The 22,880-nt window shown below is 69.6% G+C and carries 20 protein-coding genes and 1 riboswitch; of the genes, 6 read left to right on the top strand and 14 right to left on the bottom strand.

The window, feature by feature from the left end:
* Nucleotides 1-158 precede the first annotated feature (158 nt).
* On the top strand, nucleotides 159-590 hold the full coding sequence (locus ACFVYL_RS32300) for an SRPBCC family protein (RefSeq protein ID WP_389722273.1): 432 nt from the start codon (nucleotides 159-161) through the stop codon (nucleotides 588-590).
* Between the two features lie 135 nt (nucleotides 591-725).
* On the opposite strand, the gene ACFVYL_RS32295 is transcribed toward ACFVYL_RS32300, so the two are convergent.
* Complete coding sequence (locus ACFVYL_RS32295) at nucleotides 726-1,421, bottom strand: PadR family transcriptional regulator (RefSeq protein ID WP_389722271.1); 696 nt, start codon at nucleotides 1,419-1,421, stop codon at nucleotides 726-728.
* Nucleotides 1,422-1,880: 459 nt separating this feature from the next.
* Here ACFVYL_RS32295 and ACFVYL_RS32290 point away from each other — a divergent pair, with 459 nt between their 5' ends.
* Nucleotides 1,881-2,702 carry a PhzF family phenazine biosynthesis protein gene (locus ACFVYL_RS32290; protein ID WP_389722270.1) on the top strand — a complete coding sequence of 274 codons (822 nt, stop codon included), beginning with the start codon at nucleotides 1,881-1,883 and terminating at the stop codon, nucleotides 2,700-2,702.
* A 115-nt stretch (nucleotides 2,703-2,817) separates the two neighbouring features.
* Here the strand turns inward: ACFVYL_RS32290 and ACFVYL_RS32285 are convergent, their stop codons facing one another.
* Nucleotides 2,818-3,621 (bottom strand): CPBP family intramembrane glutamic endopeptidase, encoded by an 804-nt coding sequence (locus ACFVYL_RS32285; RefSeq protein ID WP_389722268.1) that lies wholly within the window; start codon nucleotides 3,619-3,621, stop codon nucleotides 2,818-2,820.
* Nucleotides 3,622-3,789: 168 nt separating this feature from the next.
* Here ACFVYL_RS32285 and ACFVYL_RS32280 point away from each other — a divergent pair, with 168 nt between their 5' ends.
* A complete protein-coding gene (locus tag ACFVYL_RS32280; RefSeq protein ID WP_389722266.1) occupies nucleotides 3,790-5,565 on the top strand; it encodes a substrate-binding and VWA domain-containing protein in 1,776 nt (591 codons plus the stop codon).
* Between the two features lie 23 nt (nucleotides 5,566-5,588).
* Here ACFVYL_RS32280 and ACFVYL_RS32275 read toward each other — a convergent pair whose 3' ends face one another.
* Nucleotides 5,589-7,109, bottom strand: coding sequence for a glutamate--cysteine ligase (locus ACFVYL_RS32275; protein WP_389722264.1), 1,521 nt, complete (start codon nucleotides 7,107-7,109; stop codon nucleotides 5,589-5,591).
* Between the two features lie 483 nt (nucleotides 7,110-7,592).
* Between ACFVYL_RS32275 and ACFVYL_RS32270 the strand changes: the two genes are divergently transcribed.
* Together ACFVYL_RS32270 and ACFVYL_RS32265 are read left to right on the top strand one after the other, a co-directional pair.
* The gene (locus ACFVYL_RS32270) at nucleotides 7,593-8,177 is read left to right on the top strand and encodes a hypothetical protein (protein ID WP_389722262.1); all 585 of its coding nucleotides are present in this window, start codon (nucleotides 7,593-7,595) and stop codon (nucleotides 8,175-8,177) included.
* A 305-nt stretch (nucleotides 8,178-8,482) separates the two neighbouring features.
* Nucleotides 8,483-8,689 carry a DUF5999 family protein gene (locus ACFVYL_RS32265; RefSeq protein WP_362342245.1) on the top strand — a complete coding sequence of 69 codons (207 nt, stop codon included), beginning with the start codon at nucleotides 8,483-8,485 and terminating at the stop codon, nucleotides 8,687-8,689.
* Between the two features lie 110 nt (nucleotides 8,690-8,799).
* Here ACFVYL_RS32265 and gcvP read toward each other — a convergent pair whose 3' ends face one another.
* A complete protein-coding gene (gene gcvP, locus ACFVYL_RS32260) occupies nucleotides 8,800-11,688 on the bottom strand; it encodes an aminomethyl-transferring glycine dehydrogenase (RefSeq protein WP_389722260.1) in 2,889 nt (962 codons plus the stop codon).
* Between the two features lie 187 nt (nucleotides 11,689-11,875).
* Nucleotides 11,876-11,975, bottom strand: a riboswitch (glycine riboswitch).
* 144 nt (nucleotides 11,976-12,119) lie between these two features.
* Here gcvP and ACFVYL_RS32255 point away from each other — a divergent pair.
* Entirely contained in the window at nucleotides 12,120-12,497 is a 378-nt protein-coding gene (locus ACFVYL_RS32255) for a PRC-barrel domain-containing protein (RefSeq protein ID WP_389722258.1), read from the top strand.
* Between the two features lie 31 nt (nucleotides 12,498-12,528).
* On the opposite strand, the gene ACFVYL_RS32250 is transcribed toward ACFVYL_RS32255, so the two are convergent.
* The 10 genes from ACFVYL_RS32250 to ACFVYL_RS32205 form a co-directional block, all read right to left on the bottom strand.
* Nucleotides 12,529-14,046 (bottom strand): DNA polymerase IV, encoded by a 1,518-nt coding sequence (locus ACFVYL_RS32250; RefSeq protein WP_389722256.1) that lies wholly within the window; start codon nucleotides 14,044-14,046, stop codon nucleotides 12,529-12,531.
* A gap of 81 nt (nucleotides 14,047-14,127) precedes the next feature.
* A complete protein-coding gene (locus ACFVYL_RS32245) occupies nucleotides 14,128-14,742 on the bottom strand; it encodes a MerR family transcriptional regulator (protein ID WP_389722254.1) in 615 nt (204 codons plus the stop codon).
* Between the two features lie 169 nt (nucleotides 14,743-14,911).
* Nucleotides 14,912-15,385: a bifunctional nuclease family protein gene (locus tag ACFVYL_RS32240; protein ID WP_063795355.1), complete on the bottom strand. Its 474-nt coding sequence runs from the start codon at nucleotides 15,383-15,385 to the stop codon at nucleotides 14,912-14,914.
* A 75-nt stretch (nucleotides 15,386-15,460) separates the two neighbouring features.
* On the bottom strand, nucleotides 15,461-16,204 hold the full coding sequence (locus tag ACFVYL_RS32235) for a MerR family transcriptional regulator (RefSeq protein ID WP_389722252.1): 744 nt from the start codon (nucleotides 16,202-16,204) through the stop codon (nucleotides 15,461-15,463).
* Nucleotides 16,205-16,250: 46 nt separating this feature from the next.
* Nucleotides 16,251-17,219, bottom strand: a complete 969-nt coding sequence (locus ACFVYL_RS32230; RefSeq protein ID WP_389722348.1) for an FHA domain-containing protein — start codon at nucleotides 17,217-17,219, stop codon at nucleotides 16,251-16,253.
* Nucleotides 17,220-17,301: 82 nt separating this feature from the next.
* The gene (locus tag ACFVYL_RS32225) at nucleotides 17,302-18,132 is read right to left on the bottom strand and encodes a DUF881 domain-containing protein (protein WP_389722250.1); all 831 of its coding nucleotides are present in this window, start codon (nucleotides 18,130-18,132) and stop codon (nucleotides 17,302-17,304) included.
* 5 nt (nucleotides 18,133-18,137) lie between these two features.
* Entirely contained in the window at nucleotides 18,138-18,470 is a 333-nt protein-coding gene (locus ACFVYL_RS32220) for a small basic family protein (protein ID WP_003988855.1), read from the bottom strand.
* A complete protein-coding gene (locus ACFVYL_RS32215; protein ID WP_389722248.1) occupies nucleotides 18,467-19,366 on the bottom strand; it encodes a DUF881 domain-containing protein in 900 nt (299 codons plus the stop codon). Before ACFVYL_RS32215 ends, ACFVYL_RS32220 begins: the two co-directional genes overlap by 4 nt.
* An 88-nt stretch (nucleotides 19,367-19,454) precedes the next feature.
* Nucleotides 19,455-21,950: a sugar phosphate nucleotidyltransferase gene (locus tag ACFVYL_RS32210; RefSeq protein WP_389722246.1), complete on the bottom strand. Its 2,496-nt coding sequence runs from the start codon at nucleotides 21,948-21,950 to the stop codon at nucleotides 19,455-19,457.
* Between the two features lie 113 nt (nucleotides 21,951-22,063).
* On the bottom strand, nucleotides 22,064-22,672 hold the full coding sequence (locus tag ACFVYL_RS32205) for a CDP-alcohol phosphatidyltransferase family protein (RefSeq protein WP_389722244.1): 609 nt from the start codon (nucleotides 22,670-22,672) through the stop codon (nucleotides 22,064-22,066).
* Between the last annotated feature and the right edge of the window lie 208 nt (nucleotides 22,673-22,880).

Here is a 22,880-nt window from a genome sequence, read left to right as displayed (position 1 = left end):
CGACGCCCGGATCGCCCCAGGGCCGGGCTCGGGCAGGCCGGCGGGACGGGTCACCAAACCTGACGGTTCATCAGTATTGAATGTTCCAGGCCCTGCGGCTACGTTCCGCGACACCGTAGCTGCGGCCGTCGCAGCGTCCGACGGGAAGGGGTGGCCGCATGGCCGAAGTCAGCGCGGAAGCACGCATCGAGGCGCCCGCCGAGAAGGTCTGGGCCCAGCTCACCGACTTCTCCTCGTACGGCGAGTGGAACTCCACGCACACGAGCTTCCCGCAGGGCGGCCCCGCCACTCTGGAGCCGGGCGGCACCTTCGTGGAGAACATGAAGCTGATGGGCTTCCCCGCCGAGGTCAACTGGACGATCCAGGAGCTGGAGCCCGCCCGCGTCCTGGCCATCGCGGGCAAGGGCCCCATGGGCGTGAACGTCGGCACGCGCTACTCCCTCTCGCCCGAGGGCTCCGGCACGCTGGTCCGCATCGAGGGGGAGTTCACCGGCGCCGCCGTGTCCCTCATGGCGGGCAAGCTCAAGGACTCGGCGACCGCCGCCCTCAACGAGTCGCTGCGCAAGCTGGACGGACTGGTGACGGTCTGACCCGCCCGGCCCCCGGAGACGACCGGTCCCGCCCCGCCCCCGTAGAAGAACGGCCGCCACAGAGAGAACGAGGCGCCCCACACCATGCGTGCGGGGCGCCTCGTCCGTGGCCGTGAGGCGTCGGCCTCCACCAGCTCAGTCCTCATCAGCGAGGATCAGGTACAGCTTCTTGCGGGCGTCGTTGATGACGGTGACCGCCTTCTCGCGCTGCTCCTTGCTGCCGGTCTTCCAGACCTGGCCGAACGCCTCCATCAGACCGAAGCCGGCCTGCCGGATCTCATTCAGGGTGTCCCAGTCGACCCCGCGCCCGGCCTCTTCCCAAGGCGCTTCGGGGCCTTCCTCGGCCGACGTGCGACCGGCCTCGGTGAGCGAGAAGAGCTTTTTGCCGCCCTCGCTCGCGCTGGTGATCAGGCCCTCGTCCTCCAGGAGCTGGAGAGTCGGGTAGACCGAGCCGGGGCTGGGCTTCCACGCCCCGCCGCTGCGCTCGGCGATCTCCTGGATCATTTCGTAGCCGTGCATGGGCCGGTCCTTCAGAAGAGCCAGGATCGACGCGCGCACGTCGCCGCGCCGCGCCCTGCCGCGCGGTCCGCCGCGCCCGCCGCGGCCGCCCCAGGGGCCACCCGGTCCACCGGGGCCACCCGGTCCACCGGGGCCGCCCGGTCCGCCGAAGCCGGGGCCGAAGGGACCGAACGCGCCGCGCCGCCCTTCGAAGCCACCGAATCCGCCGAATCCTTCGCGGCCGAAGCCTTCCCGGCCCCCGGGGCCGCCGCGGCGGCCGTGTCCATGGCCGCGCCCGTGCTCGTGCTCGTGTTCAAAACCGTGGGAACGCATAGCGATCACTCCTTGGTGTCTATCGACTTGGTGTCCATCGACTTCGTGTCGTGGTCTTCGTGTCGCAGATCGGGAACTCCGATCTTTGATCAGTCGCGAATCTATCGCGATGCGTCAACGATATATCGGAACAGTTCGCCTGACAACCCTGCTTCCGACCTGGCGTCCTCTGACGCTGAACTTCGACCCTTTGCCAATGAGCCTTGACCGACCCGACCCGACTCGACCCGACTCGACGCGACAGGCACCCCACGAGCGATGCTTCGTGACGGAGGCCCAAGCGGAACTGACGCCGCGGTGGGTCAGGGCGCGACCTTCCAGGTCCACGGCACGGAAGCCATGAACGCCCCAGCCCAGCCCCCACCCCGCAAGCCAATCGCCCCCCCCAGCCCCCTAACCCAGTCCAGTAACCCGGAATTGGCCTTACCCCCGCGCTCCGCGGCCCTCTACCGTCATCACATGCCGACTCCCCACCGCATCCGCATCGTCGACGCCTTCACGGACCGCCCCTTCGCCGGCAACCCGGCCGGGGTCCTGCTCCTCGACGCCTTCCCCGACGACACCTGGCTGCAGCACGTGGCCAGGGAGGTCAACCACGCGGAGACCGCCTTCGCCCACCGGCTCCCCGCGGGCGGCGACGCCGACTGGGCGCTGCGCTGGTTCACGCCCGCCGCCGAGGTCGACCTCTGCGGCCATGCCACTTTGGCCACGGCGCATGTCCTGCACACCACGGGCGCCGCGTCGGGCCCCGTCCGCTTCGCCACCCGCAGCGGCGTCCTCACCGCGACCGCGCACGACGACGGGGCCCTCACCCTCGACTTCCCGACCGCCCCGCTCACCGCCGCCGACGTCCCGGACGGGATCGCGCAGGCCCTCGGCGCCGAGCCGCTCGCCGCGTACGACACGGGTCGGCAGGTCGGCGACCTGCTGGTCGAGCTCGCCGACGAGAAGACGGTCAGGGCGCTCGCCCCGGACCACAAGGCCCTCGTGCAGCACTCCGAGCGCGGCATCATCGCCACGGCCCGCGCCGAGGACCCGTCCGGCGGCTACGACTTCGTCTCGCGCTGCTTCTTCCCGCGTCTCGGCATCGACGAGGACCCGGTGACGGGCAGCGCGCACACCGCCCTCGCCCCCTTCTGGTCCGAGCGCCTCGGCCGCACCGAACTCACCGGCCTGCAGGCCTCGCCCCGCACCGGCCTGGTCCGCACCCGGCTGCACGGCGACCGCACCGTCCTGACGGGCCGGGCGGTCACGGTCATCGAGGGCGAGCTCTTCGCCTGACGGCGCCCCGCGCGCAGAGCGCGTACGGCACGGAGAGCAGAGACCCGTACAGCACTGTGGGGACGTACGAACCACTCGTACGTCCCCACAGCTGCGATACCGACCGGCTCCCGCCTCACGGAGGCGTCGGCAGCCACCCCACCTTCCCCGCGAGCAGGGCGTATCCGACGAACGCCCCGATGTCCAGCAGGGAATGGGCGACGACCAGCGGCCCGACCCGGCCCCACCTGCGGTAGAGCAGCACGAAGACCACGCCCATCGCGACGTTCCCGAGGAACCCGCCGATGCCCTGATACAGGTGGTAGGAGCCCCGCAGCACCGCGCTGCCCACGAGTGCGGCCATCGGCGTCCACCCCAACTGCCCGAACCTGCGCAGCAGATAGCCGACGACGATCACTTCCTCCAGGACCGCGTTCTGCACCGCGGACAGCACGAGGACGGGATACTTCCACCACACCTCGGGCAACGCCTCGGGCACCACGGTGAGGTTGAAGCCGAGCCCGCGGGCCGCCAGGTAGAAAGCGATACCGGTGCTGCCGATCACCGCCGCGATCGCGGCGCCGCGCCCCAGGTCCGGCCACGGCCGCGTCCGGTCGAACCCGATCGTCCGCAGCCCCGCGCGCTCCCGCAGCAGGAAGTGCGCGACCAGCGCGACCGGCACCAACGCCGTGGCGATACCGAACAATTGCCACGCGAGATCAAGCCATGGCCGACCCGGCGCCGCCGATGTGTTCATCGTCGCGGCCTGGTCCTTCAGACCGCCGGGCTTGGTGACCGACCCGACAAAGCTGATCAGCGCGGACACACCGCTCGCCCCGAGCGAGAGAGCCAGGACGAGCAACGTCTCGTCCCGCAGGATCCGTCGTGAAGTCCCGTCCTCTCGAAAAGAACCGGCCATCGGCCCCGGCTCCGCTTGCACTTCCGCCTCCAGTTGAATAATCCCGCCTCATCCCCATCCCCGCCCCACTAGGGTCTCGAATGAAGTTACGAAGATCGTGCGCGACAGGCCGAGGGGGACGGACACCGGTTCCGGGCGTACGGCCCCCTCACTCCTTGCTCCATCACTCAAGGGAGGGGCACCACCGGTATGGGACGTCACAGCTTGCCCGATGAGCGCGGGACGGCAGCGCCCGACCCCCGGCCCCGCGGGCGTGGGCGTGCGGTCGCCATCGCCACGGCGCTCGTCCTCGTGATCGCGGGCTCCACCGCGGCGGCGGTCCGCAGCGGTCTGCTCTCCTTCGGCGGCTCCTGCGGCGACGACGCGGTACGCCTCGACGTGGTCGCCGCGCCCGCGGTGGCCCCCGCCCTGCGCGAGGCGGCCGACAACGCCCGTGAGGAGGAGATCACCTCGGACGGCCACTGCATCGACGTACGGGTGAGCGCCCGCGACTCGTACAAGGTCGCCGCCGAACTCCGCGCGGGCAAGCGCGATCCGGAGTACGACGTGTGGGTGCCGGACTCCGGCACCTGGGTCCGGCAGGTGGGGCTCGGCTCCAAGCAGACCAAGATCTCGCCCGCGGGCAACATCGCCTCGTCTCCGGTCGGCATCGGGATGGTCCCGTCCGCGGCCGAAGCGCTGGGCTGGCCGAAGAAGACGTACGACTGGCCGACGCTGACCTCGGCCGCCATGAAGGGCGACAGACTCCGCCTGGGCGCCGCCGATCCCGCGCGCAGCGCGACCGGCCTGCTCGCCCTCGCCACGCTGGGCGCGTCGGCGAAGAAGCAGGGCGGCAAGGACGGCGGCACCCGGGCCGCCGCCCTGGCCAAAGCCCTGTCGGCCCGCACCTCGGACAGCGACGGCCAGCTCCTGGACACCCTCTCCCGCGACGGCTCCGGCACCGAGCAGGGCAACCCCCGCCGCAACCAGGCCCTGATCCTCTCCGAACAGGCCGCGTACGCGCACAACGCGTCGGCGGGCGAGGAGAACAGTCTCGACCTGTTCTACCCCAAGGACGGCTCGCCCCGGCTCGACTACCCGTACACCCTGGTCGAGGACGACGAGATGTCCACCGACATGAGCCGCGCGGCGCTGCGCTTCATGACGATGTTCAGCGACGAGGAGGGGCAACGGATCCTGACGGAGCACGGCTTCCGTACCGACTCCGACCGGCCCTCCGGCAAACTGGTCACCGCCGCGGGAGGCCGCGCCCCGCAGCCCTACGCCGCCGAGGCCACCGATCCGCCCTCCGACAAGCAGCTCCAGGAGACCCTGGGCATGTGGACGATCACCGTGCAGAGCGCGCGGCTCAGCACGGTCGTCGACGCCTCCGAGTCCATGCGGCAGTTCGTCCCCGGCCGCAACCAGTCCCGTATGGAGGTCACCAAGTCCTCGCTCCTCCAGGCCCTCGCGGGGTTCACGGACGAGGACGAGATCGGCCTGTGGGAGTTCGCCACCCGCCTTGACGGTGCCCGCGACTACCGCGTGCTGGAGCCGACCGAGCGCCTCGGCGACCGCAAGGGCGGCGGCACCCACCGCGACGAGATGTCCGACGCCTTCAGCGATCTGCAGCCCGTGCCGGGCGGCGCCACCGGCCTGTACGACACCACGCTCGCCGCCTACAAGGAAGCGCGGTCGACGTACGCGCGCGGCAAGTTCAACGCCCTCGTGATCCTGACCGACGGCGCCAACCAGGACCCGGACAGCATCTCCCGCGGCTCCCTCATCTCCCGGCTGGAGAACCTATCCGACCCCAAGCAGCCGGTGCCGATCATCGCCATCGCCGTCGGCCCGGACGCGGACAAGGACGAGGTCCAGCAGATCGCCGAGGCGACCGGCGGCTCCGGCCACCAGGTCGACGACCCGGCGCAGATCCACGCGGTCATCCTCAAGGCCATCATGCAGGCGGGCAGCAACCAGGGCTGAGCGAAGGCGCCCGGCCGGGAGCCTCAGCCCGTCGGCACCGCGGGTTCCCGCAGCCCCACGGGCCAGGTGTGGACGGGCTCCCCGGCATGCATCAGCTCGCAGTACCGGCGGGTGGTCGCGGCCAGCGCCTCTTCCCTGGAAAGGCCGCTCTCCCGGGCCCGGTGGTACGTCGTCGCCTGCCACGACGCCCCGTTGACCCGCCGCCGGCACCGCTCCTCGATCACCCCGAGGTACAGGGCCCGGTCAGCGGCCTCCACACCCCACGCGTCGAGACCCGCGGCCGCGAGCGGCAGCAGTTCCTCGCGTACGAGCTGGACGGCCGCCACCTCGGCGACGCCACCGAGCCTGCCGCGCCGCGGCCACTGCAGCGTGGCGTCGATGCCGTCGCGGCACGCGACGTCGAAGTTGCGGGCGGCGGCTTCGAAGGGCAGCCGGGACCACACCGGCCGCGACTCCTCGGCGAGCGCCCGCACCAGGCCGTAGTAGAAGGCGGCATTGGCGATGACATCGGTGACGGTGGGCCCCGCGGGCAGCACGCGGTTCTCCACCCGCAGGTGCGGGACGCCGTCGGCGATGCCGTACACCGGGCGGTTCCAGCGGTACACGGTGCCGTTGTGCAGGACGAGTTCACCGAGCCGTGGCACGCCGCCCGCGTCGAGGACGCCGAGCGGGTCCTCCTCCTCCAGCAGCGGCAGCAGCGCCGGGAAGTACCGCAGGTTCTCCTCGAAGAGCTCCAGCGGCCCGGTGATCCACCGCTCCCCGAACCAGGTGCGCGGCCGCACGCCCTGCGCCTGCAGCTCGGGCGGGCGCGTGTCGGTGGACTGCAGGAACAGCGGCGGCCGCGACTCACGCCACAGTTCACGGCCGAAGAGGAACGGCGCGTTGGCGCCCACGGCCACCTGCGCCGCGGCGACGGCCTGCGCCGCGTTCCACACATCGGCGAAGCGGCCCGGCGTGACCTGCAGGTGCAACTGCACGGAGGTGCACGCCGCTTCCGGCGCGATCGACGCCGAAGTGCAGGTCAGCCGCTCCACGCCCTGGATGTCCAGGGCGAAGTCCTCGCCGCGCGCCGCCACGATCTGGTCGTTCAGCAGGGCGTAGCGGTCGACGTCGGAGAGATTCGCGGACACCAGATCGGCACGGTTCAGCGTCGGCAGAATTCCGATCATGACAATGCCGGCGGCGAGCTCGTTCGCTTTCCTGTGGGCGTAGTTGAGGCCGGTGCGCAGCTCTTCGGCGAGCCGGTCGAGCACGCGTCCGCCGAGCCGGTGCGGGGCAATGTTCACTTCGAGATTGAACATTCCGAGTTCCGTCTGGAAATCCCGGCTCGCGATGCGCTCCAGAACCTGCGCATTCAACATCCTCGGCAGCCCGTCAGGACCGGCGAGATTCAACTCGATCTCCATGCCCATCAGATTCTTGGGCCGGTCGAATCGCCCCTCATCCAACAATCGCTCCAGCCCCGCCAGACACTTCCGGAGCTTGCCGCGGTAGTGGTTCCGATCGGCCAGGTCGAACGTGCCCGCCACGACCTTCTCCCCCATCGAAGCGTCCCTCCTAGAACGGGCAGCCAAGGGTCCGGCCGCTGTGTACGGGGGAGGATGCCCAGGCAATGTGATCGATAACGCCCCGCCCGGGACCACCGGCCGCTAGGCTCGTCGCAGTTGCTGTCCGGCACATTCACCAGGCATGCGGCACAGTGAAGATTCCGTTCCGAACCACCTGGTCAAAAGCACCGACAGGAATCGGCCGACCGCGTACCGCGGGAAATCCGAGGTCATGAAGGCAGAGCCCGCGAAAAATCGGGATAAATGTCCCACAAGGACGGCGCATTAACGCCTTGCCGACAATATCCGGTGCCTCTAGCTGAAACACCGCTCGAACACACCTCGTATAAACTCCGCACTCTAGGCAGAGAGTTGGCGCTCGCGGTTCCCAGCCCCCGCCCCTCTGACCCAGAGCTGACAGCGCCGTCACGCACCTGCCCCCGTTCCACCGTGCCTGTCGAATGAGAGAGGCGACCCACCATGCCGCTGCATGTCCCCCCGGCTCCCGCGCCCGCCCTGCGCAGCGTCCTCGCGGCACTCGGTTCCCCCACTGCCGTACGTGAGGCCCGCACCCCGTCCCTCCGTACGGCACAAGGGCCGGCGAGCCCGGAACTCCCGCTGCCGGTCCACGTGTTGGACCGCATCACTCCAGAGGGCACCTCGCCCACCCGCCTCGCCGGCTGGCGTTTCCTGATCCGCTGCGGCGAGCGCGCCGTCGCCGCGGCCGAGACGATGCTGACTCCGGACGGGTGGGCGTTCTCGCACTTCTTCGAGGGCCCGTACATCGCCTCCACAGAACGCGCCCTGCGGCACGCCGAGGCCATGCCGATGCCGTGCCAGCCGCGGCTGCTCTCCGTGCCCGAGCTCTATATGCTCACCCTCTGGCTGCACCGCGACTGCACGGACGACGGCGCCGGGGGCACGCTGGCCGCCAACGACCTGCTCGTCCCGCTGGCACCCGCCCCGCCCGGCATCGCGGCCCACCGCCCGCACCGCGTCGCCGAACTCCTTCCGATGCTCAACCACCGCCTGACACCGGCACCTCTTCTGACCTCACCCGCCTGACAGCGCCCCATCCGCCTCTCGTGCCCCGCCGCCCCCGGCCGCGGGGCACAGTGCTGCCCACCCGAGTGGACTAGCCCACTCAGGCCACCCCGAACCACCCGAAGAGACAGCCAAGTTGGGCTGAACCGTCCGCGCGGGTGATACGTCATTAAGCAGTAGGAGCCGCTGCGGCAAATTCCCTGCGAATTGACGCGCGGAGGGCAACACTGGGATCGGACCGACTACAACGGGGGGCGGTTATGAACACCGCATCGAGCCACAGGACCGACGTCACAGCCATCTCATCGCAGCGAAAGAACCCTTCCATGTGCCAGCACCAACCACCGTGCCCGACAGCCGACTCCGCCGACCGGGAAGCCGCGCTCCTCATGGCGAGCCACCCGGAACAGGGCTGGAGCCTGCTGTGCAACGGCGTCCTGCTCTTCGAGGACACCGGTGAGCTGCTGCCGGACGGCCAGATCATCGCCCCACATCGACCGCTGGGCACCGATCAGGTCATGACAGCCGCCTGAGCACCGCTGGCACAACCGCACGAGCGCAGCACAGGAAAGACGAGGGGCCGGCCCGGAGAGAACTCTCCGAACCGGCCCCGCCGCATGCCCGCGCCGGGCGAGCGCGGTGATCAGTCCTCGTACGCATCCAGCGGCGGGCAGGAGCAGACCAGGTTCCGGTCGCCGTACGCCTGGTCGATGCGGCGCACCGGCGGCCAGTACTTGTCCGACGCGACGACACCGGCCGGGAAGACGGCCTCCTCGCGGCTGTACCCGTGCTCCCACTCACCGCTCAGCGCGGCGGCGGTGTGCGGGGCGTTCCGCAGCGGGTTGTCGTCGGCGGCCCACTCGCCGGAGCCGACCTTCTCGATCTCCCGGCGAATGGCGATCATCGCCTCGCAGAACCGGTCGATCTCGCCCAGGTCCTCGCTCTCCGTCGGCTCGATCATCAGCGTCCCTGCGACCGGGAAGGACATGGTCGGCGCGTGGAAGCCGTAGTCGATGAGCCGCTTGGCGATGTCGTCGACGCTGACGCCGGTCGCCTTGCTGAGCGGCCGCAGGTCGATGATGCACTCGTGCGCGACGAGCGAACCGGGACCGGTGTAGAGCACCGGGAAGTGCGGCTCGAGCCGCTTGGCGATGTAGTTGGCGGAGAGCACCGCGACCTGGGTGGCCCGCTTGAGGCCCTCGCCGCCCATGAGGCGCACGTACGACCAGGAGATCGGCAGGATGCCCGCGGAACCCCAGGGCGCCGCGGAGATCGGGCCGACACCGGTCTCGGGGCCGGCCGCGGGCTGCAGCGGGTGGTTGGGCAGGTACGGCGCGAGGTGCTCGCGCACACCGACCGGACCGACGCCGGGGCCACCGCCGCCGTGCGGGATGCAGAAGGTCTTGTGCAGGTTGAGGTGCGAGACGTCGCCGCCGAAGTGGCCCGGCTTGGCCAGACCCACCAGGGCGTTGAGGTTGGCCCCGTCGACGTACACCTGACCGCCGGCCTCGTGCACCTGGGCGCAGATGTCGGCGACGTGCTCCTCGAAGACGCCGTGCGTCGAGGGGTAGGTGATCATCAGCACCGCCAGCTCGTCGCGGTGCTTCTCGATCTTGGCACGCAGGTCCTCGACGTCGATCTCGCCGTCGTCGGCGGTCTTGACGACCACGACCTTCATGCCCGCCATGACGGCGCTCGCGGCGTTCGTGCCGTGCGCGGACGACGGGATGAGGCAGACGGTGCGCTGCTCGTCGCCGTTGGCACGGTGGTACCCGCGTACGGCGAGGAGGCCGGCCAGCTCGCCCTGCGAACCCGCGTTGGGCTGCAGCGAGACCTTGTCGTACCCGGTGACCTCGGCGAGCCGCTCCTCCAGCTCACGGATGAGCGTGAGATAGCCCTGCGCCTGCTGGGCGGGGGCGAAGGGGTGCAGCGAGCCGAACTCGGGCCAGGTGACCGGCTCCATCTCGGTGGTCGCGTTGAGCTTCATGGTGCAGGAGCCCAGCGGGATCATGCCGCGGTCGAGCGCGTAGTCACGGTCGGCGAGCTTGCGCAGGTAGCGGAGCATGGCCGTCTCGGAGCGGTGCTGGTGGAAGACCGGGTGGGCGAGGTAGTCGTCCTCGCGCAGCAGGCCCGCGGGCAGCGTGTCCGCGACGGTGGCGTCGAGCGACTCGACATCGGCCTCGACCCCGAACGCGCCCCACACGGCCGCCAGTTGCGCCCGCGTGGTGGTCTCGTCACAAGCGAGGGAGACGTGGTCGGCGTCGACCAGGTGGATGTTCACGCCGCCCTCGCGGGCGGCACGGACGAGCTCCTCGGCCCTGCCCTCGGCGCGCACGGTCAGGGTGTCGAAGTACGCGCCGTGGACGACCTCGACGCCACCGGCCGCCAGGCCCGCCGCGAGCAGCGTCGCGTACCGGTGGGTGCGCCGGGCGATGGACTTCAGGCCATCGGGCCCGTGGTAGACGGCGTACATTCCGGCCATGACCGCGAGCAGCACCTGAGCGGTACAGATGTTGCTGGTGGCCTTCTCGCGGCGGATGTGCTGCTCACGGGTCTGCAGCGCGAGGCGGTAGGCCTTGTTGCCGTCGGCGTCGACGGAGACGCCGACGAGCCGTCCGGGCAGGCTGCGCGCGAACTTCTCGCGGACCGCCATGTAACCGGCGTGCGGACCGCCGAAGCCCATCGGCACACCGAAGCGCTGGGTCGTGCCGACGGCGATGTCGGCGCCGAGCTCGCCGGGCGAGGTGAGCAGCGTCAGGGCGAGCAGGTCGGCGGCGACGGTGACGACCGCGCCGATCTCGTGCGCCTGGTCGATGAGCGGCTTGATGTCGCGTACGGCACCGGAGGCGCCCGGGTACTGCAGCAGGACGCCGACGACGCCGCGCTCGGCCACCTCGGCGGGAATGCCCTCGCTCAGGTCGGCGACGACCACCTCGACGCCGGTCGGCTCGGCGCGGGTCTGGATCACGGCGATGGTCTGCGGCAGCGTGTCGGCGTCGACGACGAAGGCGCCGTTCTTGACCTTGCCCATGCGCCGCGACAGGGCCATGGCCTCAGCGGCGGCGGTGCCCTCGTCCAGGAGCGAGGCCCCGGAGGTGGGCAGGCCGGTCAGCTCGGCGACCATGGTCTGGAAGTTGAGCAGCGCCTCGAGCCGGCCCTGCGAGATCTCGGGCTGGTACGGGGTGTAGGCGGTGTACCAGGAGGGGTTCTCCATCACGTTCCGCAGGATGACCGGCGGGGTGAAGGTCCCGTAGTAGCCGAGCCCGATCATGGAGTCGAGGACCTGGTTCCGGTCGGCCAGCGAGCGCAGCTCGGCCAGTACCTCGGCCTCGGAACGGGCGCCGGGCAGGTTCAGCGCCTCGGCGTTCTTGATCACATCCGGCACCGCGGCGGCCGTCAGCTCGTCGAGCGAGCCGTACCCGACCTGGGCGAGCATTTTGGCCCGCGCTTCCGCATCGGGCCCTATGTGCCGCTGCTCGAAGGGAATGCCCTGCTCGAGCTCGGAGAGCGGGATGCGATTGGTGGCAGTCATTGCGGAGGCCTCCTGGTCAGCACGACCTGCGAGGGGTACCACGGCGCGGGTACCCGGACGGCCTCCCCCTCTGTCATCTCAACCTGAGAGCTTCACAGTCCCGTCTCTCGACAGATCTGCTTTCACCGTCGGTGAGGAAGGGTTCGGAACGTGCCCGCCCGACGCCCGCCCTGCTTTCCAGAGTGACCTCGTCCGTGCGGTACGGGTGCCTGAGAGATTCCGGGGAGGATTTGCTCCTTCGGCGCCCCCGGAAAGTGTGTTCCGGAGAGCTCTCCCGCACGGGGTCAGCGGCCGGAAGCCAGCCTACCAGCGAGGACCATGGCCGATCCCTCGAGTGGCCACCTGCCCCGAAGTGCTCTTTCGTAGTGACTACGAACGAATAAGGATGAGTTGCACCCGATTTCGTCAGGCCGCGACCAGCTGGAGGGCCCGTGCAGACCGACATCGATCCGCGCAACCTGATCGGCCGCAAGGCGTTCGACCGAAACGGGACCAAGATCGGCACCATCGACGAGGTCTACCTCGACGACGCCACCGGCGCCCCGGAGTGGGCGGCCATACGCACCGGCCTGTTCAGCCGCGACGCCTTCGTCCCGCTGGAGCCGAGCGAGCTCCTCGGGGACGGCACCCTGCGCATTCCCTTCGACCGCGCCCTCATCAGGGACGCCCCGGACTTCGGAGTCGGCCGCCACCTCTCGCCCGAGCAGGAACTCCAGCTCTACCACCACTACGGCCTGGACACGACACCACCACAGTCCCCGCCACCCGACCAGAGCTTCGGCCGCATCGCGGGCACAGAACCTCCCTGACCCGGCGTCGTCCCTTTCCGGCCACCCCGTCTCAGCCCTGGTCCCCCACCTCCACGCGAGCCGGGCTGGACGCCACCTCAAGCCCCGCCTCAGCGCCCGCCCCGCGGACCTCCTCCGGCGCCTCCGCGGCGACCAGCGGCAACGGCTCGGCCGGCACCAGGTCCGGATCCTCCGTACGGAACGTCCGCACCCGCCCCGGCGGCGAGTACGGCGTCTCGAAGCGCACCGTCACCCGCCCGAGGCCGCTCCCCTGCACCCACCCGTGCCCGTACTCGGCATGGCGCACATCGTGACCGGCCGCCCACCGCCGCTCGGCCGGCGCCACCGGATCCTCGGCGCTCTCCACCGCCTGCTCACCCGGCACCGGCTCCTTGGGCACACCGCCACCGCTCCCGCCGCCCTCGGGCTCCGCCTCCGCGCCACCTCCGGCCGCCGCGAGGGCCGCCGCCGCCTCCGCCTCGACCTCGGCAGCCTGGGCCTGCGCCTGCGCGAAGAGATCCTCCTGCGTGTAGTCCGCGAGGCCGGAGACACCCACGCCAAGGAGCCGCACCCCGCCCGTGGTGTCCACGGACTCAAGGAGACGCGCCGCGGCCTCCCGCACCACCCCGGGGTCGTCCGTGGGCCCGCGCAGCGTCTCGGACCGCGTCAGTGTCGAGAAGTCGAAGCGCCGCACCTTCAACACGATGGTCCGCCCCGAGTGCCCCGCCGCCCGCAACCGCTGCACACACCGCTCGGCGAGTCGCGCGACCTCGCCCCGGACCCGCACCCGGTCGTGGATGTCCACGTCGTACGTGTCCTCGACGCTCACCGACTTCGTGTCCCGCTCGGCCACCACGGGCCGCTCGTCGTGCGCGAGCGCCATCCCGTACAGCGAGCCCCCGTGCGCCTTGCCCAGCAGCCGTACGAGCTCGTCCTCGCCCGCCTCCGCCAGCTCCTCCACCGTGGTGATGCCCGCCCGCCGCAGATGATCCCCCGTGGCCGGTCCCACCCCCGGCAGGATGCGCACCGACTTGGGCCCGAGCAGCGCCCGCTCCGACCCCGGTGCTATCAGCCTGAGCCCGTCCGGCTTGGCCTCCTCGGAGGCGATCTTGGCCAGCATCTTGGAGACGGCGAGCCCCACCGACCCGGTCAGCCCGGTCACCGCCCTGATGTCCGCCCGCAGCCGCTCCCCCACCGCCCGGGCCGTCTCCGCGTCGTCGGCGACGCCGCCGGCCTCCAGATCCACGAAGGCCTCGTCCAGGCTGAGCGGCTCCACGAGCGGCGACAGCTGCCGCAGCAGCCCCATCACCTGCTCGCTGACCTCGCGATACAGCCCGAAGCGCGGCACGAGATAGGCGGCGTTCGGCGCGAGCCGCCGCGCCTGCCCCATCGGCATCGCCGAGTGCACTCCAAAACGACGCGCCTCGTACGAAGCGGTGGCGACCACACCCCGCGGCCCCAGACCGCCGACCACCACGGCTTTTCCGCGCAGACTCGGCTTCGCGGCCTGCTCTGCGGACGCGTAGAAGGCATCCATGTCCAGATGCAGGATCGTCGGCGCGCTTCTCACATCTCTGATGCTGCCCTATGCCACTGACAACGCGGCGTCGCAAGGCCCGTCGCCGGGCCCTGGAGCCGGTGCGGGAAGTGCCTAGACGGCCTTGTTGCGGCGCCTGGCCAGTTCGTCGGCCGGATTGTGCCCGATGAGGGTCTCGCCGGTGTCGACGCGCTCCCCGTGCAGCTGGGACAGCGCGGCCTCGACATCGCGCCAGACGACGCCCACGGCGATCCCGAAGACCCCCTGGCCGCCCTGGAGCAGGTCGTGGACCTCGCTGGACGACGTGCACTCGTAGACCGTCGCACCGTCGCTCATCAGCGTCATCCGCTCCAGGTCCTGGAACCCGCGCTCCCGCAGGTGCTGGACCGTCGTCCGGATGTTCTGCAGCGACACACCGGTGTCGAGGAACCGCTTCACGATCTTCAGGACGACCACGTCGCGGAAGCTGTACAGCCGCTGGGTCCCGGAGCCGCCCGCCGCCCGCACACTGGGCTCCACCAGCCCGGTACGGGCCCAGTAGTCGAGCTGTCGGTAGGTGATGCCCGCGGCCGCGCACGCGGTGGGACCGCGGTAGCCGATCTGCTCGTGCCCGGACGTCGCGTCCCCGCTCCCCTGGACCGCCATCGGTCGATTCGGAGAGTGGTCGGAGGCACCGCCGTGGAGCGGGTAACCACCGTCCACCGCCGTACCGTCGCCGCTGCTTCTCACGCCGACCTCCCTCCTTGACCTGCCTTCTCGACGGTAGGCAGTCGCCAGGGGCTCGTCAACGATCGCCACACTCGGCACGCCGAGTGATAATCACCCTGAGAGTGGTTTCCCGTACCGCACCGCGGGGAAAGGCTAGCCGAATGGTCCGACGCGGGCCGCTGTAAGCGGCTCACTGGCTGTTGGTGCCGAAGTCCTCGGGCGAGATCTGGTCGAGGAACTCGCGGAACTTCTCCACCTCGTCCTCCTGCTCGTCCGGGATCGCGATGCCGGCGTCGTCGAGGACACCGTCACTGCCGAAGATCGGCGTCCCGGTGCGCAGCGCAAGCGCTATGGCGTCGGACGGCCGCGCGCTCACCTCGACACCGCTGGCGAAGACCAACTCCGCGTAGAAGACCCCTTCCCGCAGGTCGGTGATGCGCACTTCGGAGAGCTCCTGACCCACCGCTTCCAGCACGTCCTTGAACAGGTCGTGGGTCAGCGGCCGTGCGGGTGCCATGCCCTGCTGCGCAAAGGCGATGGCGGTTGCCTCACCTGGTCCGATCCAGATGGGGAGGTACCGGTCGCCTCCCACTTCACGCAGGAGCACGATCGGCTGGTTGGAGGGCATTTCGACCCGGACACCTACGACGTCGAGCTCGTTCACACAGCAACCCTAGGACGTGGCTGGCAGGTTTGGGTAGTCGGGCACCCGCCGAGTAGCGGCCGGGCGTGCTCCGAGTCAGGGCAGTCTGACGCCGAGTGCCGTCTGCACGAGCGCCGAATGGAGCCTGCCCGTGAGCCCGGCGAGCTCTTTGGTTCGGGCCTCGGCATGGGCCCTGGTCTGCGGATTGCGGTGCCGCCGCAGCGGCGCGACCACCTGGTCGACGAGCCCGGCCTCCCGCTCGGCGGCGGCCTTCATGGCCCGCAGATGCCGTGGCTCGATACCGAATCGGCCGAGTTCGACGACGAGCGTGGCGACCGTGACGGCCTCCGCGTCGTAGCCGCCGTCCGGCAGCGGCGCGACCAGCCCGTAGGCCTCCCACTCGCCGAGCTGCACCTCGTCGATCTCCGCGGCGGCCAGGAGCTCGGCACGGCCCACACGGGCCACCGTCGGCCCCTGGGCCTCGTGCCGGCCCTGCGCGTCGCCACCGTCCCGCTGACGCCCCAGAGACGGCATCGGAGGCTGCTCACCGCGCTCCAGCGCGTCGAGGTGCTCCCGGATGACCTTGAGCGGCAGATAGTGGTCCCGCTGCATCCGCAGGACCTGACCGAGCCGCTCGACGTCCTCCGGGCTGAACTTCCGGTACCCGGACGGTGTCCGCTGCGGCTCGATGAGCCCCTCGGACTCCAGAAAGCGGATCTTGGAGATCGTGACCTCGGGAAATTCGTCACGCAGCTCGTTCAGCACGGTGCCGATACTCATCAGCCGACGGTCCGCGACGGCGGTGCCGATGTCGGCACCGCCCCTCGGTGTTTGAAGCATGGACCTTCCCTGGGGGTTGTCCCCCCAGACGGCGCCTGGGGGAGGGTCAGAGGCCGACGGCCCGCTGGCTCGCGTAGAAGACCAGGCGGTACTTGCCGATCTGCACCTCGTCGCCGTTCGAAAGCGCGACCGAGTCGATGCGCTCACGGTTGACGTACGTGCCGTTGAGGCTGCCCACGTCCGCGACGGTGAAGGAACCGTCCTGGACACGACGGAACTCCACGTGGCGACGCGACACCGTCACGTCGTCCAGGAAGATGTCGCTCTGCGGGTGCCGCCCCGCCGTGGTCAGCTCGCCGTCGAGCAGGAAACGACTGCCCGAGTTCGGACCGCGGCGCACGACGAGCAGCGCGGAACCGAGCGGCAGCGCGTCCACGGCCGCCTGGGCCTCCGGGGAGAGCGCGGGAGACTGGGTCTGCCCCGTCGTCTCGGCGTCGTAGGCCTCCAGGCCCGAGATGGAGATCGTCGAGGTGGTCTCGGACGGACGCTCCGGCGCGGCTCCGGCCCGCAGCGGCGCACCGCAGTTGGAGCAGAACCGGCTCGCCTCGGCGTTGCGGTTCCCGCACCTCGTACACACCAGGGCCATGGACGGGTCCTCCTGCCGTGGCTGCCCCGCGGGGGCATTCGATGCGTACGGGCCGGAGGTGAACCCTCCACCCGTACCTGAGGTTGAAGGTTCCCCGAAACCTATGCGGCCGGGACCGGCAGGGTCAACAGATGACGCGCCCTGTCCGCCCGAAATGTCACCACCTGGACCAGCGACCTGATCGCGGAACATCGGGCGCCCCGCGCCCTGCTCCTCGGCATCTCCATGGCGCGGAGCACGGTGACGGGCAGTGGCCGGATTGCCGCTGTCCTCTCGTGCGCTCTTGCCGAACAACTTCGCAAACAACTTCACGGGCGATTCCCCTTGACCGAAACAGACCCGCCCGTGGGGCAGGACGAACCCTGATTGCACACACCGGCATTCATCGGTGAGCCAGACATCCTCACAACGTCCGTGGCCACCAAACAGTTTCCACCACGCACCACGCTTCCGGTGCGCCGACCCCCCGCAACCTCATGCCCTCGCCTGGCGGCCCCCATGCGTCCGCCCCTCACTCGGAGGACGACCGAGCGTAGTCAGGCCGCTTCGCAGGTCGCAAGGCGTTCACAATGATCTTCTCCGAGCGTTCCACGGTCACCGTGGCCTGCTCCTTCTCCAGAGTCTGCACCACGCCTCCCGGGATGTTCAGCGCAGGTTCGAGATCCTGCGGCTTGCCGATCACCTTGAAGAGGTACGGCTCGCCGACCTTGTGGCCGTCCACCCGTACGCCACCGCCGCCGGCGTCGGACAGGTAGGTGTTGGCCACGACACGTACGTCATTGATCTGGATCGCCTCGGCACCCGCGGCGCGCAGCTCCTGAATGGCGTCGAGCAGCATGTCCGCCTCGATCGCCCCCTTCTTGTCCTCGATGGTCAGGGTGATGCCGGGCCCCTGGGCCGCCACCGTGCCTGCCAGGATGCCGAGTTGCCTCTCCCGCTCGACCGTCTGCTTGCGCGCCTCTTCGGCCTGGTCCGAGCTGTTCTCCAGCCCGGTCCTCTGGTCCTCGAGGCGTCGCTTCTCTTCTTCCAGACGCTGAGTTCGGTCATCCAGTTCATCGAGGATGCGTACGAGATCTTCTTGTCTCGCACCGCGCAGTGCGCTGCTGTCGTTGTTGGACCGCACCTGAATGGCCAGGCCGAGGCCGAGCACGAACAGCAGCAGGGCGACGATGAGTTGGGGCCGGGTCACCCGCGGCGGCCACAATCCCTGCACCAGCCGCTGGCGGCCGGTGAGCTGCGGCTTCTTTCCGGGCTCGGTCGACGCGGGCTTCTCGGGCACGCTGGGGACCTCCGCGGGGAGCTCCCTGTGCCGGTCGTACTGGGGCCTCTCGTCGGAACTCATCGGCGTCACGCCCTGAAGACATGCCGACGGATCGCGGCGGCGTTGGAGAAGATCCGGATACCGAGGACCACGACGACGCCGGTGGACAACTGCGCGCCGACGCCCAGCTTGTCGCCCAGGAACACGATCAGCGCGGCCACCACCACGTTCGACAGAAACGACACGACGAACACCTTGTCGTCGAAGATGCCGTCGAGCATGGCCCGCAGCCCGCCGAACACGGCGTCGAGAGCCGCCACGACGGCAATAGGAAGGTACGGCTCGACCACCGCCGGAACCTCGGGCCGAACCAACAATCCGGCCACGACTCCCACGACGAGGCCCAGTACGGCGATCACGATGTGCCCTTTCCTGCCTTCGGCTCTGCTGTACGTACGGTCACGCTCGGCGCTGCCGGCAGCCGGAGCTCGTCCGACCCGGAGATGCTGGTCCGGATGCCGAAGTTCTCCTGCAGAGCATGCAGGTACTGTCCGTCGCGGCTGTTCTGGAACCGGGTGCTCAAGCGCTTCGCGTCCCCGACCGCAAGCACCGTATACGGCGGCACCAGCGGTCTGTTGTCCACCAGTATCGCGTCACCCGCGGCCCTGATCGCCGACAGCGCGGTCAGTCGCTGGTCGTTGATGGAGATCGCTTCGGCGCCCGACTGCCACAGGCCGTTGACGACGCGCTGCATGTCGCGGTCGCGCACCCGCCCGGTGTCGGAGAAACCGGAGCTCTCGCGCGGCCCGCCGCCACCCTGCTCGGCTTGCTTCTTGTCGTCCACCACGAGCTTGACGCCGGGCCCGTGCACTTCCGTCGCCCCGGAGAGGAGACCCATCAACTCGCCCTGGCTGCCGCCGTGCTTCTTCAGCGCGGCCTGCTGGCGGTCGCCCACGTCGTCGCGGAGCTCGTCCACGTCGTCCTCGAGCTTGTCGGCCCCGGCGGTCGCGTCCTCGACACGGTCGATGAGCTCCTCGCGCTCCTTGGCCACCACCGGTGCTTCTATACGCGCCTGCGCGGCACCCACGGTGACCACAAGCGCGGCGAGCACGAGCCCGGCCGCGAGCCCCAGTTTGGCCCGCAGCGGACGAGGGACACCGCTGTCCCCTCTGGCCTTCTTCCGGGCCGCCGCCTCCGCGTATCCCTCGTCCAGGCTGTGGTCCATGACGGTGGTGAGCAGCGACATGGACGCGTCCGGACGCCGAGGGCGCGAGGGGGTGCTCCGAACGGGGGGCTGCTGCGGCATGCCGCACATCGTCGCACGTCGCGGGCGCTACCTCCGAATGGCCCCACCGGCGCGCCGGACAGCACCTGTTACGGGTGCTGTCCGGCCCTGGAACAGGTCAGCGACCTGCGCTGTCCACCACCGTGGACCACTCGTCGAGCAGCGCCTGGGCGGACGCGTCGTCCGGCCCCTCGGCCCACAGATGAGTGACGGCCTCGGCGGGGTCGGGCAGCACGAGCACCCAGCGTCCGTCGGTCTCCACGACCCGCACACCGTCGGTCGTGTCCACGGACCGCTCCCCGGCCGCTTCCACCACGCGACGCATCACCAGGCCCTTGACGGCCCACGGAGTCGCGAGATCACGCCGCAGCACGTGCGCGCGCGGGATACGCGCGTCGATCTGGCTCAGGGTGAGCTGCGTACGCGCCACCAGACCGATGAGCCGTACGAATGCGGCAGTTCCGTCGAAGACGCCGCTGAACTCGGGGATGATGAACCCGCCCCGCCCGTCACCGCCGAAGATGGTCGAGTCCTCACGGCCCACCCTCGTCAGATCGTCCGGCGACGTGGTCGTCCAGTCCACCTGAGTGCCGTGGTACGCCGCGACCTGCTCGGCGATGCGCGTGGTCGTCACCGGCAGCGCCACCCGCCCGCTCCGCCGCTCGGCGGCGACGAGATCGAGCATCACCAGCAGGGCCCGGTCGTCCTCGACGATCCGCCCCTTCTCGTCCACGAGCGACAGCCGTTCGCCGACGGGGTCGAACCGCACCCCGAAGGCGGCCCGGGCGGACGCCACGATCTCCCCGAGCCGCACGAGCCCGGACCGGCGGCCGTCCGCGGTCTCCGTGGGCCGCGACTCGTCGAGCCCGGGATTGATGGTCAGCGCGTCCACTCCGAGCTTTCCGAGGAGGCTCGGGAGTACGAGTCCGGCGCTTCCGTTGGACGCGTCGACGACGACCTTGAGGCCCGCCTCGGCGACGCCCGTGGTGTCCACGTTCCGCAGCAGGGAGCCCGTGTAGGAGTCGAAGACACTGGACGGGAAGTGCAGATCACCGATCTCACCGGGGAAGGCCCGCCGGTACTCCTGGCGCGCGTAGACCCGGTCCAGCTTGCGCTGGCTCCCCTGCGAGAGGTCCGCGCCCTGTCCGTCGAAGAACATGATGTCGACGGAGTCCGGCACTCCGGGCGTCGTCCGGATCATGATCCCGCCGGCGCTGCCGCGCGCGGTCTGCTGCCGTGCCACGGGCAACGGCACGTTCTCCAGGTCCCGTACGTCCATGGCGCTGGCCTGCAGCGCCGAGATCACCGCTCTCTTCAGCGCACGCGCACCACGCGAGTGGTCACGTGCGGTGGTCACGGTGGAACCCTTCTTCAGGGTCGTCGCATACGCGCCCGCCAGGCGCACGGCGAGCTCCGGCGTGATCTCCACATTCAGGATCCCGGACACCCCACGCGCCCCGAAGAGGTGCGCCTGGCCCCGCGACTCCCAGATGACCGACGTATTGACGAAGGCACCGGCCTCGACCGTCTTGAACGGGTAGACCCGTACGTTGCCCTGCACGATCGATTCTTCGCCGACGAGGCACTCGTCACCGATGACCGCGCCGTCCTCGATGCGCGCGGCGCGCATGATGTCGGTGTTCTTGCCGACGACACAGCCACGCAGATTGCTGTGCTGCCCGATGTACACGTTGTCGTGCACGACGGCCTTGTGCAGGAACGCACCGTCCTTCACCACGACGTTGGACCCGATGACGGTGTGCTCACGGATCTCGACGTTCGCCTCGATCTTGGCGTAGTCACCGATGTACAGCGGTCCGCGCAGTACTGCGTCGGGATGCACCTCGGCACCCTCGGCGACCCACACCCCCGGCGAGATCTCGAAGCCGTCGAGCTCGACGTCGACCTTGCCCTCCAGCACGTCGGCCTGCGCCTTGACGTAGCTCTCGTGCGTGCCGACGTCCTCCCAGTAGCCCTCGGCGACATAGCCGTAGACGGGCTTGCCCTCTTTCATGAGCTGCGGGAAGACGTCCCCGGACCAGTCCACCGGCACATCGGCGTCGACATAGTCGAACACCTCCGGCTCCATCACGTAGATGCCCGTGTTCACCGTGTCGGAGAAGACCTGCCCCCAGGTCGGCTTCTCAAGAAAGCGCTCGACCTTTCCTTCTTCGTCGACGATGGTGATGCCGAATTCCAGCGGGTTGGGTACGCGCGTCAGGCAGACGGTGACAAGCGCGCCCTTTTCCTTGTGGAAGGCAATCAGATCGCTGAGGTCGAAGTCCGTCAGCGCGTCACCGGAGATCACGAGAAAAGCGTCGTCCTTGAGCGCTTCCTCAGCGTTCTTCACGCTGCCGGCAGTGCCGAGCGGTTTCTCCTCATTGGCATAGGTGAGCTCCATCCCAAGCTCTTCGCCGTCGCCGAAGTAGTTCTTGACGAGCGACGCCAAGAACTGCACTGTCACCACGGTCTCGGTGAGCCCGTGCCTCTTCAGCAGGCGCAGCACATGCTCCATGATGGGCCGATTGGCCACGGGAAGGAGCGGCTTGGGCATGCTCGAGGTCATGGGGCGAAGGCGCGTGCCCTCACCACCGGCCATCACGACGGCCTTCATGTCGGAAACGTCCTCCTCAATAGACGACGATCTGGCCGACTCAGCTCACCGAGGATGACCCGCATATGTCCGGTGCGGGCCTTCGAGCCTCTACAGCCACCGAATCGGCAAGCTCAATCGGCCGTGCTGTCCGCTTTGACAAGTCGGCGGACCTGAACCACATAGAGGATCCCTGCCCACCAGTACAGGGTTGTACCCCATCCGGCGAACGCCCATCCGAAAATAGCAGCGGGTGTGGCGATCCAGCCACTTCCATCACTGAGGAGCAGTAGTGGAAAGGCGTACATCAGGTTGAAGGTCGCGGCCTTGCCCAGAAAGTTCACCTGCGGCGGCGGATAGCCGTGACGCCTGAGGATCCCGACCATCACCAGCAGGACCAGTTCGCGCAGGAGCAGCGCCCCGGTCACCCAGAGCGGAAGAATCTCCCGCCAGGTCAGACCGACCAACGTCGAGAGGATATAGAGACGGTCGGCCGCGGGGTCGAGCAGCCGGCCGAGCTTGCTGATCTGGTTCCAGCGGCGCGCGAGCTTGCCGTCGAGGTAGTCACTGACCCCGCTGAGCGCCAGGACCAGCAGCGCCCAGCCGTCGCTGTTGGGGCCCCCGAACTCGGGCCTGAGGATCAACCACAGGAAGAGGGGCACGCCGGCGAGGCGCGCCATGCTGAGGATGTTCGGGATGGTGAGGACCCGGTCCGTCTGGACACGAGTCTCCTGGACCTCCACCCGGGGGCCTCCTGTGAGGAAAAGAGTCAGTGATGCCCCCTGACCTTACCCTCAGTTGCCGCACGTCCGTGCAGAGGGGTAGCCGGGCAGCCGGTACAAAACAAAAAAGCCGCGGTCCCTGGAATTGAATCCAGGGACCGCGGCTATAAAAGAAGTTCGGCGGCGTCCTACTCTCCCACAGGGTCCCCCCTGCAGTACCATCGGCGCT

Origin of the sequence: Streptomyces sp. NPDC058308, from assembly GCF_042880275.1 — a bacterium.
Classification (GTDB): Bacteria; Actinomycetota; Actinomycetes; order Streptomycetales; family Streptomycetaceae; genus Streptomyces.
This window is presented reverse-complemented; position numbering and strand designations above follow the sequence as displayed.